Genomic DNA, 14,653 nt, shown 5'->3' with positions numbered 1-14,653 from the left:
AAGGCTTCTCCCCCCTCCTTTTCTTTTTAAAATGACCAGTATCAAACTGTTATAGAACACGAAAAAGAGCAAATGGTCATCACCATTCGTGCACATACTTTGTTGAAAACAATTAATATAGTAGAAAAACGTCTTTTCGACAAATTACACAGGTTGTGGATAAACAATTCAACAAGCTGTGTAATAACTTTCCACAGGTTATCCACAAATTGTGGATAAGATAAATAGGCCAGATAAGTAATTAAGAGTTAAAACACAAATATAATATCAAAATAAACAAGATGGTGCAATGGGTGTCACAAACTTATCCACACACTTTACATCCTGTTGAAAAATAATTATCCACATAGGTTATTTGTGTGAAAAAAATGTCGATAATGGATGTGGATAGTCAAAATATGCCGGAAAAATATCCACAACCTTGTTTTGAAGGTTTTTTTGAAGGAAAAAAAGAATAAAATGCTGGAAACTAAAAAAGAAGGTTTCTTCACTTGATAACTTGTGTTATGCTTATAAGGTTGATAATAAGAGTTTTATCATTGATATTGACAATCGATGGGTTACACAAATATAATGAGTTAGACTGTCTTAAACAGCTATTCCTCAGGGAGGTGTCATAAATGAAAAGAACGTTTCAACCAAATAACCGTAAGCGTAGTAAAGTTCATGGCTTCCGCAGCCGTATGAGTTCTAAAAACGGACGTCTAGTTTTAAAGCGACGCCGCAGCAAAGGTAGAAAAAAATTATCAGCTTAGGCCACTGAATAATGTCAGTGGTCTTTTTTACATAAAATCGTAAATGAACTGTCAGTTTTTATCGGAGTGGAAGAAAACATGAAGAAGCGAAACAGGCTAAAAAAAAATGAAGAGTTTCAAACAGTGTTTAAAAAAGGTCAATCAATGGCTAATCGCCAATTCGTCATTTATCAGCTGGACCAACCAAATCAAGAAGAACTGCGTTTAGGATTGTCTGTCAGTAAGAAGATAGGTAATGCAGTGATAAGAAACCGGATTAAACGATTGATCCGTCAGGTGTTCTTAGAGGAAGGTCATAAGCTAAAGCAAGAAAAAGACTACATTGTTATCGCACGAAAACCAGCAAGCGAATTGACCTTTGAAGAAACAAAGAAGTCTCTCCAGCATTTATTTAGAAAATCCGCTGTTTATCAACAACAACCGAAAAAGTCTTCGTAATAGAAACTTTCGTTGAATCAATTTTTAAAAGCGCTTCCTTCATCTAGTGAATTAAAATGAAACCACCACTTTGTAATGAAAAAATGTTACCATACTGATTAGGTGAGTCACTTTCGTAATCAATTCCAACTTAAATAAAGTTTGAAGTAATGGGAGGAATCTTGTTGAAAAGGCGATTATTACTAATATTTAGCTTGATTGGCGTGTTGGTTCTATTGGCAGGATGTACACAAATCAATGAACCAATCACATCAGATAGTAAGGGATTCTGGAATTCTTACATTGTATACCCGCTATCTCAATTAATCACTTACATGGCAAACTTAACTGGTGAAAACTATGGTGTAGCGATTATTATTGTAACTCTTTTAATTCGTTTGCTTATTTTACCATTAATGATTAAACAATTAAGAAGTACAAAAGCAATGCAAGCACTTCAGCCAGAACTAAAGAAGCTTCGTGAAAAATATAGTTCAAAAGATCAAAAAACACAGCAGCAGCTTCAACAGGAAACAATGGCTCTTTTCCAAAAGAATGGTGTAAATCCATTAGCAGGGTGTTTCCCAATTTTAATTCAAATGCCAATCTTAATTGGTTTTTATCATGCGATCATGAGAACAGCTGAAATCAAGAAACATACTTTCTTATGGTTTGACTTAGGCAGTCCAGATCCATTATTCCTGTTACCGATTATTGCAGGTGTAGCTACTTTTATACAGCAGAAGCTAATGATGGCTGGAAATCCTTCGGACAACCCTCAAATGGCGATTATGCTTTGGGTGATGCCGATTATGATCATTGTATTTGCAATCAGTTTCCCAGCGGCACTTTCACTGTACTGGGTTGTAGGTAACATTTTCATGATCATTCAAACGTTGGTCATTAAAACACCTCAAGTAAAAGTTGATACAAAAGAAAAAGCTGGCGGGAACAAAAAATGAAGGAAATAACTGCTGTCGGTCGCACAGTCGAAGAAGCAGTAGATTCCGGACTGAAACAAATTCAACTACTACAAGAAGAAGTGGATATCACAATAGTAGATGAAGGAAACAAAGGGTTTTTAGGATTATTTGGTAAAAGACAAGCTGTTGTCAAGTTAGTAGAAAAGCGAGATGCGCTCAAATTAGCAACACAGTATTTAGATAAAATTGTTAAATCAATTGATCCTAAAGCAAACATTGTTTCGAAAAAAGAAACGAAAAAGATCTCTTTTCACATTAATGGAGACAAAACTTCATTAATGATTGGAAAAAGAGGACAAACATTGTACTCTTTAGAAACCTTGGTGCAGTTAGTGTTTAATCGTTATTCTGATCAGTATCATCATATTACAATTGATATTGGAGATTATAGGAAGAAACGACAAGAAGCACTTGAACAATACGCAATCAAAACGGCAAATCGTGTTTTAAAAACGAAGAGAAAGGTTCATTTAGAACCGATGCCTTCGAATGAACGAAAAGTCGTTCATGATACGATTGCAGCATTTTCTAAAGAACTTGCCACGGCATCCGAAGATACAGGCACCAAGCGTCATGTTGTGGTGATGTATAAAAAATAGCAGAAAGGCTAAGATTCAGCAAAGCTGGATTTTAGTCTTTTTTTATTGAAAAATTGCCTTTTAATAGTAGATTACTCCTTTATTTCTAAAAAGTTAGTGTGTTATTTAGATCGAAAACGTCATTTTCCCTTAGTTGCAAAGGGAGAAGGGCGTTTTAATTTATTGGATTTAGGTGTAAGATGTGAAGACAAGTTTAGAACGTCGTTATTCACATGTGGATAAGTTAAGTGTTAAAATAGACAGGGTGCAAAACTGTGGATAATTAAATGTGGGCTACTTTCGCTTCGCATGCATTTATGGTATCTTTAAATTTTGGATTAAGCGTTTTTGATATAGAGATGGGCAACGTCCATTTAATAGATATAAGACTGTCTATTGAATAGAGAAAGAGGTGAATGAGCGGTGGATACAATTGCAGCAATTTCTACACCAATGGGTGAAGGGGCAATTGCCATTATACGTTTAAGCGGGCCTGATGCAGTTCAGATTGCTGATCGCATGTATAAGGGGCCTAAGGAGAAAAAACTTGTATCAGTGGATTCTCATACAATTCATTATGGTCATATTGTAGATTCAAGTACCGAGCAAGTGATAGAAGAGGTCATGGTGTCTGTATTAAGAGCGCCAAAAACATTTACGAGAGAAGACGTTATTGAGATCAACTGCCATGGCGGAATTGTCACGGTCAATAAAGTCTTGCAGCTTGCTTTAAAAGAAGGAGCGAGATTAGCGGAGCCAGGTGAGTTTACAAAACGTGCTTTCCTAAATGGAAGAATCGACTTGTCACAAGCAGAAGCCGTAATGGACTTGATTCGTGCAAAAACTGACCGTGCGATGAATGTCGCAATTACTCAAATGGAGGGACGTCTCTCCGGTTTGATTAAACGTCTTCGTGGTGAGATATTGGAGACACTTGCCCATGTAGAAGTGAATATTGATTATCCAGAGTATGACGATGTTGAAGAAATGACACATCGAGTCTTAGTTGAAAAGGCGACATCTGTGAAAAAGGAAATTGAATCGCTTCTAACGACTTCACAGCAGGGGAAAATCCTACGTGAGGGCTTATCTACTGTTATTATTGGAAGGCCAAATGTTGGGAAGTCTTCCTTATTAAATAGTCTTGTTCAGGAAACAAAGGCGATTGTGACCGATATTCCTGGAACAACCAGAGATGTCATCGAGGAATATGTGAATGTAAGAGGAGTACCGCTCCGTTTAGTAGATACTGCGGGTATACGTGAGACTGAAGACATTGTTGAGCGTATTGGGGTCGAGCGATCAAGACAGGTCTTAAAAGAAGCTAACCTGATTTTACTTGTGCTCAATTATAGTGAAGAGTTATCTGAGGAAGATATTAAGCTATTTGAGGCTGTCTCAGGTATGGATATTATTGTGATTGTCAATAAGACAGATCTTGAGCCTAAACTTGATGTAGAAAAGGTAAAAGAGTTAGCGAAGGATCGTCCGGTTGTTACAACATCTTTATTACAAGAAAAAGGGATTGATGAGCTTGAAATGGCCATTCAATCTTTATTCTTCACAGGCTCAATTGAAAGTGGAGATTTAACGTATGTGAGCAATACTAGGCATATTGCGCTCCTTCAAGAAGCAAAACAATCGATTGAAGATGCTCTAGAAGGAATTGAAATGGATGTACCGATCGACATTGTTCAAATAGATTTAACACGCTGCTGGGAGCAGCTAGGTGAAATTATTGGGGATGCTGTTCATGAAAGCTTAATCGATCAGTTATTCTCTCAATTCTGTTTAGGAAAGTAAAGGGAGGAACAAAAGAAATGGGTTATGAAGCTGGCCAATATGATGTAATCGTCGTCGGTGCCGGTCATGCTGGTGTTGAGGCTGCTCTTGCTTCTGCAAGACAGGGCGCCAAAACACTTGTATTGACCATCAATCTCGATATGGTTGCTTTTATGCCATGTAATCCGTCCGTAGGAGGTCCCGCTAAAGGGATTGTCGTCAGAGAAATTGATGCGCTAGGCGGAGAAATGGCACGAAATATAGATAAGACACATATTCAAATGCGTATGCTGAATACTGGGAAAGGACCTGCTGTCCGTGCGTTAAGAGCGCAAGCAGATAAGTTTCAATATCAGCACGAAATGAAAAAAACAATGGAAAATGAACCAAACCTAACAATGCTGCAAGGGATGGTAGACCATTTAATTGTAGAAGATGATGAATGTAAAGGTGTTGTGACTCAAACAGGTGCAAATTATCGCGCGAAGTCTGTTGTTCTAACGACTGGTACTTTCTTAAAAGGCCGCATTATTTTAGGGGATCTTTCTTATTCAAGCGGTCCTAATAATCAGCAGCCTTCCATTAAATTATCGGATCATCTAGCAGAATTAGGATTCGATTTGGTTCGCTTTAAAACTGGGACACCACCTCGAGTAAACAGCCACTCGATTGATTATAGTAAGACAGAAATTCAACCAGGTGACGATGTACCACGTGCGTTTTCTTATGAAACTGTGGAATATATTACAGATCAATTACCATGCTGGTTAACATACACGAGTTTAGAGACTCATCAAATTATTGATGAGAATCTTCACCGTTCTCCTATGTATTCAGGTATGATTAAAGGAACAGGTCCTAGATACTGCCCGTCTATTGAAGATAAGGTGGTTCGTTTTAATGATAAACCGAGACATCAAATTTTCTTAGAGCCAGAAGGTCGTAATACGCAAGAAGTGTATGTTCAAGGTTTATCTACAAGTCTGCCAGAGGATGTACAGCAGCGAATGCTGTCAACCATTCCAGGGCTTGAAAATGTACAAATGATGCGAGCGGGTTATGCCATTGAGTATGATGCGATTGTGCCTACACAATTGTGGCCGACACTTGAGACGAAGAAAATTTCTGGATTATATACAGCTGGCCAAATTAATGGTACCTCTGGTTATGAGGAAGCAGCAGGTCAAGGAATTATGGCAGGTATCAATGCAGGAAGAAAAGCATTGGGTAAAGAAGAAGTCATTTTAAGCCGATCTGATGCATATATCGGTGTTCTCATTGATGATCTTGTCACGAAGGGTACAAATGAACCTTACCGTCTTTTAACTTCTCGTGCAGAGTACCGCTTACTTCTGCGTCATGACAATGCTGATTTAAGATTAACGGAACTTGGATATAACATTGGTTTAATTTCTGAAGAGAGATTCCAAGCATTCACACAGAAAAAAGAGGCTATTGAAGCAGAGAAAAAACGTTTATATTCTGTCATTATTAAACCTACAGCAGAGACACAGGAATATATCCGTTCTCTTGGTGGAAGTGAATTGAAGGACGGTATTCGAGCAAGTGATCTGATGAAGCGTCCAGAGATGAACTACGAATCTGTTGTGAAACTAGCTCCTGCTGACACACCGCTTCCTGCTGATGTGTGTGAACAGGTAGAGATTCAAATTAAATATGAAGGTTATATTGAAAAGTCGCTCCAACAAGTTGAAAAGCTGAAAAAGATGGAAAACAAAAAGATTCCGGATCGAATCGATTATGATGCCATCAAAGGGATTGCAACTGAAGCGAAGCAAAAGCTAAAAGAAGTCCGACCGCTTTCTGTTGCACAGGCTTCTCGTATTTCAGGCGTTAACCCTGCTGATATTTCTATCCTTTTAGTGTATTTGGAGCAGGGACGTATTGCGAAGATAGCAGAGTAGAAAGGATGTCGGCATGAACATTGAACAATTTACAGCAGCACTAGAGGAGAAAGGGATCACTCTTTCTCCAGTGCAGCTTGAACAATTTGAAACTTACTTCCATATGCTTGTAGAATGGAACGAGAAGATGAATTTAACGTCCATTACAGAAAAGGAAGAAGTATATTTAAAGCATTTTTATGACTCGATATCAGCAGCATTTTTTATTGATTTTCACAATGTGACAACAATTTGTGATATTGGAGCTGGTGCTGGTTTTCCAAGCATTCCTCTTAAAATTTGTTTCCCTCATCTACATGTGACCATTGTTGATTCTCTCCAGAAACGCATTACGTTTCTCAATGAGTTAGCAAAAGGGTTAAACTTACAAGATACTACTTTTTATCATGATCGTGCGGAGACCTTTGGGCAACGTAAAGATCAACGTGAAAGCTATGACCTTGTCACCGCTAGAGCAGTTGCGCGCTTATCTGTCTTGAGCGAACTATGCCTGCCTCTTGTGAAAAAGGAAGGATTGTTTGTTGCATTAAAAGCATCTGCTGCAGATGAAGAGATGCAAGCAGGAAAAAAAGCCGTCACTGTCCTCGGAGGAGAGGTTGTTGAAAAGCATTCCTTTGTTCTTCCTTTAGAAGAAAGCGAACGGAACATCATTGTCATTGAAAAGAAAAAACAAACACCAAAAAAATATCCTAGAAAACCAGGAACACCTAATAAATCACCAATAGAGGGTTGATCATGTAAAAGGTCGGTTTTTCTTCAATATTTATGATTTTACAGAAGGAAAAAACATGAGAAAATAGAATTATAAAAAGGTAGTTTTTAAAGGTGGTGTAGGTTCATGAAGCATTCACTCTCACGCTTCTTCGGGCTTGGTGACAAAGAACATCCTGAGCGTGATACCGAAATAGAGGCAGAGATTGCTGAGCATGAAACATTAAAGGAAGAGATACAGGAGCTCCCGGTCGACACAATTATGCCTAACCGTTTTCAGCCACGCACCATTTTTTCAGAAGAAAAGATACAAGAGCTGGCCACAACCATTCATACCCATGGCATTATTCAACCGATTGTTGTTAGACCAACAGAAGAAGAAGGAAAATATGAACTGATCGCCGGCGAAAGACGTTGGAGAGCGGTACAAACTCTTCAATGGGAGAAGATCCCCGCTATTATAAAAGATTTTACTGATACGGAAACGGCATCTGTGGCATTGATTGAAAATTTGCAAAGAGAAGAGCTGTCTGCAATTGAAGAGGCTCATGCTTATGCCCGTCTTTTAGAGCTTCATGATTTAACGCAAGAAGCGCTTGCTCAGCGTTTAGGTAAGGGACAATCGACTGTTGCAAACAAACTAAGACTTTTAAAGTTGCCTGAAGAGGTACAGCAAGCCATTTTGGAGAAAAAAATCTCAGAGAGACATGCCCGTTCACTTGTACCTCTAAAGCTGCCAGAATTACAGATCACGCTGTTGCAGGAAATCATCGAAAAGCAGCTGAATGTGAAACAGACTGAAGAGCGTGTAGTGAAGATGCTTGAACAAAAAACAGATCGCAAACCGAAGCCGAAACGTAAGGCGTTTAGCCGAGATACGCGAATTGCGATGAATACCATTCGTCAGTCTCTACACATGGTAGAAGACAGCGGACTTAAAATAAATACCGAGGAAGAAGAATTTGAGGAATATATCCAATTAACGATTCGAATTCCTAAATAGAAAGAAGCTGATGAGCATTACTCGTCAGCTTTTTTGTCTTTCTCTCCCTTCAATTCATGATATTTACTTATTATTGATTAATTGGTAAAATATGATTTTCATAGTAGAAGGGAGGTGACATGTAACCGATGAAAATGAAAAAGACTATTTTTGCTATTATCTGTTATTTACTAATCTCTTTTTCTCTTTTTTCAAATGAAACGACTGTGTTTGCTGTGAGCACGTCAACGAATCATGAGACCCATTCAGCGGAAGAAACGATTACGAAAGAAGAACTGAGTACTCTGAAGAAACAAGGTGTGGTTTCGAAAGATGTAACGGTTCAACAATTAAATCAAGAGCAAGCGTCTCAGGACGATGCGATCGATGTGATCACAGCTGATGATGATTTGGAGAACTATGGTTTAAGGCAAAACAAACAGGATGAAATGGTAACAGATGAAAGGCCGAATACCATTCGCCATCTTTTTGGTAAACCGTATCCTGGAACCGATATTATGCCTCAAAAAGGGGATATATTGGTGACGAGCACTGGTGCTTTGAATGGTTTAATTGGTCATGCAGGCATCGTCATTAATGAGAAAAGCTATGCATCCATTCCTGGGTTCCGGCAGCATCCCAATATTGATTCCATTCAAAGCTGGTTTCGCTATAGTGCCAATACAAAGGTGATTCGAATTAATCATCAGGAAAAGGCAGATTTAGCTGGGGATTGGGCGCACGATTACGTGAAAGACCATCCGAAGGCTCGATATTCGATCACTATGTCTATTCAATCCTTGGACCCTACTTATTGTTCAAAGATTGTATGGCAGGCTTACGCGAAAACCGGGGACGCTGTTGGACATGCCACATTTACCATTAAAGCACCCTATGGGTTTTTGAAAAAGAAGAACTATAAAACAGTGACACCTAAAGTCATTGTAAGCGAAGGCCGAAAAATTGGCGGGCTAAACTTTTGATTGTATCTCCCTCACTTTTATGAAAGTGGGGTTTTTTGTCTCGTTATTTTCTTTAAAAAGATATATTAATATATCTTTCAAGCGTATTTTTACGCATCTATTCATGTACGGAAACACAGATTCATTCACGAATTTATAATGGGGGAACAAAAAAAGCAAACGTTTCATACTTTTTTTGATAGAATAGGAAGTATGAATGAATGAGAAACTTGTTAAGTTGAAAGTGGGTGACATCGTGGGGAAAATCATAGCGATTACCAACCAGAAGGGCGGCGTTGGGAAGACGACAACTTCTGTTAATTTGGGTGCGTGTTTAGCATACATAGGAAAACGAGTGTTGTTAGTTGATATTGATCCGCAGGGAAATGCCACGAGTGGTATTGGGATTGAGAAGGCAGACGTAGAGAAGTGCGTGTACGATATTTTAGTAGACGATGCAGATGTACTTGATGTGATTAAGACGACAGAGGTCGAAAATCTTGATGTCATTCCTGCGACGATACAGCTTGCAGGGGCAGAAATTGAGCTTGTGCCTACGATCTCACGTGAAGTGAGGTTGAAAAGAGCACTTGAATCTGTGAAGCAAAATTATGATTATATGATTATTGACTGCCCGCCATCGCTCGGATTACTGACGATTAATGCGTTAACTGCATCCGATTCTGTTTTAATACCGGTTCAGTGTGAATATTATGCGCTTGAAGGATTGAGTCAATTGTTGAATACGGTTCGTCTTGTGCAGAAACATCTAAATACCGACCTTGCCATTGAAGGTGTCTTACTGACAATGCTGGATGCAAGAACAAACCTTGGAATCCAAGTCATCGAAGAAGTAAAAAAATACTTTAGAGATAAAGTCTATCAGACCGTGATTCCGAGAAATGTGAGACTAAGTGAAGCGCCTAGTCATGGGAAACCTATTATCTTGTATGATCCACGTTCAAGAGGTGCAGATGTCTATTTAGACTTAGCAAAGGAAGTGGATGCGAATGGCTAAAGGTCTTGGAAAGGGTATTAATGCGCTATTTAACAATGTGGATTCCAATGAAGAAACTGTCGAAGAAATTAAGTTGAAGGATTTGCGGCCGAACCCTTATCAGCCAAGGAAAACGTTTGATGATGATGCATTGTCTGATCTCAAAGAATCGATTCAGCAGCATGGTGTTTTACAGCCGATTATTGTTCGTAAATCGATTAAAGGATATGACATTGTCGCAGGAGAACGCCGGTTCCGTGCAGCACAACAAGCTGGTTTGACAACGATTCCTGCGATCGTCAGGGAATTTTCAGAAACACTGATGAGGGAGATCGCTCTTTTAGAAAACTTACAGCGCGAGGATTTATCTCCATTAGAGGAAGCCGAAGCCTATGCCTCCTTACTAGATCACTTAAGTGTGACTCAAGAGGAATTAGCCAAGCGGTTAGGAAAAAGTAGACCGCATATTGCGAACCACCTTCGTCTATTAACATTACCGGATGAAGTACAAAAGCTGATTGCGGATGGAACATTATCCATGGGACATGGACGCACGCTGCTTAGTTTGAAAAACAAAAAGAAGCTGGCGCCATTGGTAAAGAAGGTCGTGGACGAAGGATTGAATGTCCGTCAGGTTGAGAAACTTGTTCAGCAATTAAATGAAAATGTTCCACGTGAAACAAAGAAAAAAGAAGCACCAAAGGATCGCATGTTGAAAGAAAGAGAATCTTTCTTACAAAATTACTTTGGTACTTCAGTGACGATCAAGAAACAGAAGAAAAAAGGGAAAATTGAGATTGAATTTCTCTCAAATGAAGATTTAGAAAGAATCCTTGAATTGCTTTCTACGAGAGAATCATCGGAATGACCATCTTGATATGAGATGGTCTTTTTTATATTCTTCCCGTGATATTTTGAATAGGGGTAAAGAGAGAACGGCTTTTTTCTCTCGTCCAATCCATTTGATCAATGTGGGATAGACTTTCAGAAAGTGTATTGGCCATAGACATTACAAGATGAAGACGTGTGTTTTGGAGAACGAAGTATTCCATAAAACCGCTCACGTTGACGATTCCATTAATATGAATATTTCCTACTTCTGGTAGATCTTTTTGCACACCTGCACCGGGCTTTAACGGTCCTTCTCCAATTTGAAACGATCCTACACTTTTCACTCTCCCTAAACAGGCATCAACGGCTACGATAAATGGGTGTTTATGAGCTTGTTCAATTTCAGCGAGCTTTTCCTTTAAATTGACCGCATGCACTGGGTCAGAGAGAGTGCCGTATACATGCAGCTTTTTTAAATCAAGACTTGAAAGCTTTGTTCCTACAAGTGGACCTAGAGAGTCACCGGTTGAGCGGTCTGTTCCTATGCAGACGATGGCAACGGGTCTTTTTCCTGCTTTCTGGAGATGCGAGAATAAAATACTTTTAAGCTGCTGAATGGCATTTGTATCCGTATGGGACACGTATTCTTTCACCCTATTTCTTAAAAAAAGACCGTTCTTGCTATTCATAGGTCTCACTTCCTTGTCATAGTAGTTAGTATCAGTATACGGAAACAAGCTTAATTCTATACCTATGAGGTGATGATTGTGTGGAAGGCTGGTTCAAGGTGGACGCTTTTAATTTTAGGAAGCTTGATAGGAGCGGGATATGCCTCCGGTCAAGAAATTTGGCAGTTTTTTGGCCTTGATAGCGGACTAGCCATTCTACTGTTTACGCTCATGTTTATGCTGTCTACCTATGTGGTGTTAAAAATCAGTTATGAGGTGCGTGCCGATCATTTTGTGCCGGTGTTAGAGCGTCTTGTAGGTCCTTGGCTGGCCAAGGTGTATGATATTTTAATTGTTCTTTATCTATTCACGACAACAACAGTCATGATTGCCGGTGGCGGGGTGACACTTGAGATGTATCATGTGCCATTTTGGGTTGGAATCGGTGCATTTTGTTTATTCTTATTTATGATTTTTTTCTGGGATGTGAAAGGTCTCTTATCTGTGAATGCCTTCATTATACCAATTTTGGTGGCGGGGCTCATCTATGCGTTTGTTTTTTATTATATGAATCATGATCATATGTGGAGAATTGATTTTGGCCAGCAATACAATTGGCCTGCCAGTATCGTCTTTGCTTCTTTGAATATATTATCTGTTGTGGCGGTGCTGTCTTCAGTGGGGAAAGAAATGAAGGGGCTTGGAGAGGCCAAGGTTGCGAGTATATTAAGCGGTTTGATTTTTGGTGTCATTTCTTATGTGTATAACGAAATACTAGTTGATATTTCTGGGAGTCTTTCAGCAGAGGGGATTCCTTTGTTTACAGTATTAGAGGGGGCACCAACATCATTGTTTGTGTTTATGACCATTGTTCTTTGTTTAGCGATTTATACAACAACCGCTGCGGGATTATTTGGTTTATCCAGCCGCATGCTCTCTTTTGTACGAATGCCCCGCTGGTTCATTGTATTCATCATGCTTCTTTTGATGGCACCTTTAACCTCTCTTGGATTTGCTGATTTGATTGCTTTCTTGTATCCGATTTACAGCTTGCTCAATCTTTATTTGCTTGTCTGTTTAATGCTGTATCCGATTTTAAGTAAAAAGATATTTTTCCGTTCTAAAAATTATACTGATAAAATAAAATAAACACCTCTCTTTCAAAGAGAAGTGCTTATTTTATCCGAATGGAATCAATCGCTTCCTTGATATCGTCATATACAGGCATGTGCTGGAGACGCTGCATGCGTTCCTCTATTTCTGAGATGGCTTGTCCCTTTAAATGCTGGGATACATGCTGTTTGACAATGGTTGTCTGGTTCATCATGTCTTCTGTTTTGGACAATTGGTACTCCAAGTGCATGCGTGTGTTTGCCAATTCATCGTGAAGCCGCATTTTCAGCAATCGCTTTAAATCTTTTCGTTGTCCTTCTCTGCGCATGGCCTGAATAGCGGCAATTTCTTCAGGTGATTGCGATTGTGTTTGTGGTGCAGATTGACTTTCGAATACAGACATGGAGCGGCGGGCACTCACATTTTGCAAGAAACGCTGGGCGTCACTAGGAGGTTTATTTTGATTGATCATATGGCGGCTCCTTTCTTAACGAATACCCATTTGCATCGCAAGGCGTCTATCTGCCTTGGCATAGTCATCACCCATTGTGTACATATGTCTTGAAAGGGTGGAAAGTTCTTGTTCGTAGTCTCTCAAGGTGTACAAGGCATTCAGTTGTTTTTCATGAGAATAAAAGGATGATTGCGGCTGCTCCATCCTTACTTCCTCTAACAGTGCTTCTACATCGCTATGGGTTAATAAATCATAGTGACCAAAGCCGACAAGTCCTTTCAGTTCTTGTTTTACATGATGGACGGCATCTTTTACACTATCATCAATTCCATCTATTTTCTCAAATACAGTGTGTACTTCATGTTCAATAATACTTTGTAGATCATAAGATGAATTTTTTAGTAAATGGGATTTTATGATAATTTCAAGCCCGCTTTGTGCATATGCACGGCCTGAATGGATTTCTTGTAAAAGCATCGCTGTAAAACTTGTATTGTGATCAAGCTGTTCATCTAAAATACGAGCGGTTCCATTCGAATGGAATGAATACCCATTTACTTTAAATTCTCCTGAAACGAGAGCTAAAAATGCATTTGTATCAAATGATTCGTTCCATTCTATATTCATCGATGCAAAAGCTGATCTTAAAAAGGTGTCAATTTCTCTTGGTTTATATTTTATGGATTCTTGGACCGATCCCTGCTCCCGGGGCGGTACGGTGTACTTGACTTGTCCAACTCCATGATCATGGCGATTGAGTAAACCTACATAATGATTGGGTTGAATATATTCTGTGAGAACATGGGTGTATTTTCCTTCTACTGCTTTTTGCTGAATGGAAGGTGCCAGGCTGCTCCATATATTTGGGCTATCGAATGTGATGGCTTTTTTGACAGCTGGCTGTTCTGTCGCAATGTAAGCACAAACAGCACCGGCAAGCGCTTGTCCAGTGAGATAGATGGTTGCATTCGGGTGCTTCTGACAGACGTCCACGATGTATTCCTTCCCTTTAAAAAAGGCATGATCTTGTTTTCCGGCTAAGGATTTTCTTTCAATGGGGTAGGCATAATCCGTTTTTAACAATGATTGGGTAGCCGTTTGAACATCTTGTGTCGATGTCACCGTCATTTGTTTTGGCTGAGGACAGTGAAATGCGACAATGAACTCATCTGACTGTTCCTGCTGCATCGTTAAACCATATAATTGATGATCTATTTTTAGAAAATCGTTGACAGTGAGCGTATGCTGACCTACTTCTATCGTATGGTTCTGCTGGTAATTCTCTGCGTTTCCAGCGTGATCGGATATGATTTTATAATCTTTGTCGGTTAATCTATCCTTTCGATTGACCATCGTACCTGCTCCCTCACATAACATTTATGCAGATATCATAAATCAAAAAATATGGAAAAACCACAGCGTTCTACCAATAAAAACCTTTTGACCTACAGTGTTTGTGACAATATTGAAAAAAAGCGGAGTTTAAGTAACTATT

Annotated in this window: 15 protein-coding genes; 12 read left to right on the top strand and 3 right to left on the bottom strand. The window is 39.2% G+C overall.

Annotation, left to right across the window (positions count from 1 at the left end; translation table 11 throughout):
• Nucleotides 1–620: 620 nt before the first annotated feature.
• The 11 genes from rpmH to MKY11_RS19695 all read left to right on the top strand — a co-directional run bounded on the left by rpmH (nt 621) and on the right by MKY11_RS19695 (nt 10,960).
• Nucleotides 621–755 carry a 50S ribosomal protein L34 gene (gene rpmH, locus MKY11_RS19745; protein WP_008360908.1) on the top strand — a complete coding sequence of 45 codons (135 nt, stop codon included), beginning with the start codon at nt 621–623 and terminating at the stop codon, nt 753–755.
• A gap of 78 nt (nt 756–833) precedes the next feature.
• A complete protein-coding gene (gene rnpA, locus MKY11_RS19740; protein WP_008347592.1) occupies nt 834–1,193 on the top strand; it encodes a ribonuclease P protein component in 360 nt (119 codons plus the stop codon).
• A 158-nt stretch (nt 1,194–1,351) separates the two neighbouring features.
• Nucleotides 1,352–2,134 (top strand): YidC family membrane integrase SpoIIIJ, encoded by a 783-nt coding sequence (gene spoIIIJ / locus MKY11_RS19735; protein WP_089374159.1) that lies wholly within the window; start codon nt 1,352–1,354, stop codon nt 2,132–2,134.
• The gene (gene jag, locus MKY11_RS19730; RefSeq protein ID WP_113767277.1) at nt 2,131–2,754 is read left to right on the top strand and encodes an RNA-binding cell elongation regulator Jag/EloR; all 624 of its coding nucleotides are present in this window, start codon (nt 2,131–2,133) and stop codon (nt 2,752–2,754) included. Before spoIIIJ ends, jag begins: the two co-directional genes overlap by 4 nt.
• A 402-nt stretch (nt 2,755–3,156) precedes the next feature.
• Nucleotides 3,157–4,536, top strand: coding sequence for a tRNA uridine-5-carboxymethylaminomethyl(34) synthesis GTPase MnmE (gene mnmE / locus MKY11_RS19725; RefSeq protein ID WP_041508098.1), 1,380 nt, complete (start codon nt 3,157–3,159; stop codon nt 4,534–4,536).
• A gap of 17 nt (nt 4,537–4,553) precedes the next feature.
• Nucleotides 4,554–6,440 (top strand): tRNA uridine-5-carboxymethylaminomethyl(34) synthesis enzyme MnmG, encoded by a 1,887-nt coding sequence (gene mnmG, locus MKY11_RS19720; RefSeq protein WP_039169033.1) that lies wholly within the window; start codon nt 4,554–4,556, stop codon nt 6,438–6,440.
• Between the two features lie 13 nt (nt 6,441–6,453).
• Nucleotides 6,454–7,173: a 16S rRNA (guanine(527)-N(7))-methyltransferase RsmG gene (gene rsmG, locus MKY11_RS19715; RefSeq protein WP_007497477.1), complete on the top strand. Its 720-nt coding sequence runs from the start codon at nt 6,454–6,456 to the stop codon at nt 7,171–7,173.
• Between the two features lie 105 nt (nt 7,174–7,278).
• Nucleotides 7,279–8,154, top strand: a complete 876-nt coding sequence (gene noc, locus MKY11_RS19710; RefSeq protein ID WP_024718432.1) for a nucleoid occlusion protein — start codon at nt 7,279–7,281, stop codon at nt 8,152–8,154.
• A gap of 128 nt (nt 8,155–8,282) precedes the next feature.
• Nucleotides 8,283–9,116 carry a YiiX/YebB-like N1pC/P60 family cysteine hydrolase gene (locus MKY11_RS19705; RefSeq protein ID WP_061420824.1) on the top strand — a complete coding sequence of 278 codons (834 nt, stop codon included), beginning with the start codon at nt 8,283–8,285 and terminating at the stop codon, nt 9,114–9,116.
• 235 nt (nt 9,117–9,351) lie between these two features.
• Complete coding sequence (gene soj / locus MKY11_RS19700; protein WP_008360890.1) at nt 9,352–10,113, top strand: sporulation initiation inhibitor protein Soj; 762 nt, start codon at nt 9,352–9,354, stop codon at nt 10,111–10,113.
• Entirely contained in the window at nt 10,106–10,960 is an 855-nt protein-coding gene (locus tag MKY11_RS19695; protein ID WP_017359871.1) for a ParB/RepB/Spo0J family partition protein, read from the top strand. The genes soj and MKY11_RS19695 overlap by 8 nt, the downstream gene beginning before the upstream one ends.
• A 25-nt stretch (nt 10,961–10,985) precedes the next feature.
• Here the strand turns inward: MKY11_RS19695 and yyaC are convergent, their stop codons facing one another.
• On the bottom strand, nt 10,986–11,612 hold the full coding sequence (gene yyaC, locus MKY11_RS19690; RefSeq protein WP_135009457.1) for a spore protease YyaC: 627 nt from the start codon (nt 11,610–11,612) through the stop codon (nt 10,986–10,988).
• 72 nt (nt 11,613–11,684) lie between these two features.
• On the opposite strand from yyaC, the gene MKY11_RS19685 reads away from it, so the two are divergent.
• A complete protein-coding gene (locus tag MKY11_RS19685; protein ID WP_342501729.1) occupies nt 11,685–12,740 on the top strand; it encodes a hypothetical protein in 1,056 nt (351 codons plus the stop codon).
• Between the two features lie 25 nt (nt 12,741–12,765).
• On the opposite strand, the gene MKY11_RS19680 is transcribed toward MKY11_RS19685, so the two are convergent.
• The gene (locus tag MKY11_RS19680; protein WP_007497462.1) at nt 12,766–13,176 is read right to left on the bottom strand and encodes a hypothetical protein; all 411 of its coding nucleotides are present in this window, start codon (nt 13,174–13,176) and stop codon (nt 12,766–12,768) included.
• Between the two features lie 15 nt (nt 13,177–13,191).
• Nucleotides 13,192–14,511, bottom strand: coding sequence for a hydrolase (locus MKY11_RS19675; protein WP_342501728.1), 1,320 nt, complete (start codon nt 14,509–14,511; stop codon nt 13,192–13,194).
• Nucleotides 14,512–14,653: the final 142 nt, after the last annotated feature.

It is taken from the genome of Bacillus sp. FSL W7-1085 (assembly GCF_038595035.1).
GTDB classification, from domain to species: domain Bacteria; phylum Bacillota; class Bacilli; order Bacillales; family Bacillaceae; genus Bacillus; species Bacillus altitudinis.
Note: the sequence above shows the minus strand (reverse complement) of the source record. Positions and strands in the feature narration are given on the sequence as shown.

Excerpts from the sequence above, each read along its gene's own strand:
- rpmH (WP_008360908.1), top strand. The coding sequence starts at position 621 with ATGAAAAGAACGTTTCAACCAAATAACCGTAAGCGTAGTAAAGTTCAT.
- rnpA (WP_008347592.1), top strand. The coding sequence starts at position 834 with ATGAAGAAGCGAAACAGGCTAAAAAAAAATGAAGAGTTTCAAACAGTG.
- jag (WP_113767277.1), top strand. The coding sequence starts at position 2,131 with ATGAAGGAAATAACTGCTGTCGGTCGCACAGTCGAAGAAGCAGTAGAT.
- mnmG (WP_039169033.1), top strand. The coding sequence starts at position 4,554 with ATGGGTTATGAAGCTGGCCAATATGATGTAATCGTCGTCGGTGCCGGT.
- rsmG (WP_007497477.1), top strand. The coding sequence starts at position 6,454 with ATGAACATTGAACAATTTACAGCAGCACTAGAGGAGAAAGGGATCACT.
- noc (WP_024718432.1), top strand. The coding sequence starts at position 7,279 with ATGAAGCATTCACTCTCACGCTTCTTCGGGCTTGGTGACAAAGAACAT.
- MKY11_RS19705 (WP_061420824.1), top strand. The coding sequence starts at position 8,283 with ATGAAAATGAAAAAGACTATTTTTGCTATTATCTGTTATTTACTAATC.
- MKY11_RS19695 (WP_017359871.1), top strand. The coding sequence starts at position 10,106 with ATGGCTAAAGGTCTTGGAAAGGGTATTAATGCGCTATTTAACAATGTG.
- yyaC (WP_135009457.1), bottom strand. The coding sequence starts at position 11,612 with ATGAATAGCAAGAACGGTCTTTTTTTAAGAAATAGGGTGAAAGAATAC.
- MKY11_RS19685 (WP_342501729.1), top strand. The coding sequence starts at position 11,685 with ATGATTGTGTGGAAGGCTGGTTCAAGGTGGACGCTTTTAATTTTAGGA.
- MKY11_RS19680 (WP_007497462.1), bottom strand. The coding sequence starts at position 13,176 with ATGATCAATCAAAATAAACCTCCTAGTGACGCCCAGCGTTTCTTGCAA.
- MKY11_RS19675 (WP_342501728.1), bottom strand. The coding sequence starts at position 14,511 with ATGGTCAATCGAAAGGATAGATTAACCGACAAAGATTATAAAATCATA.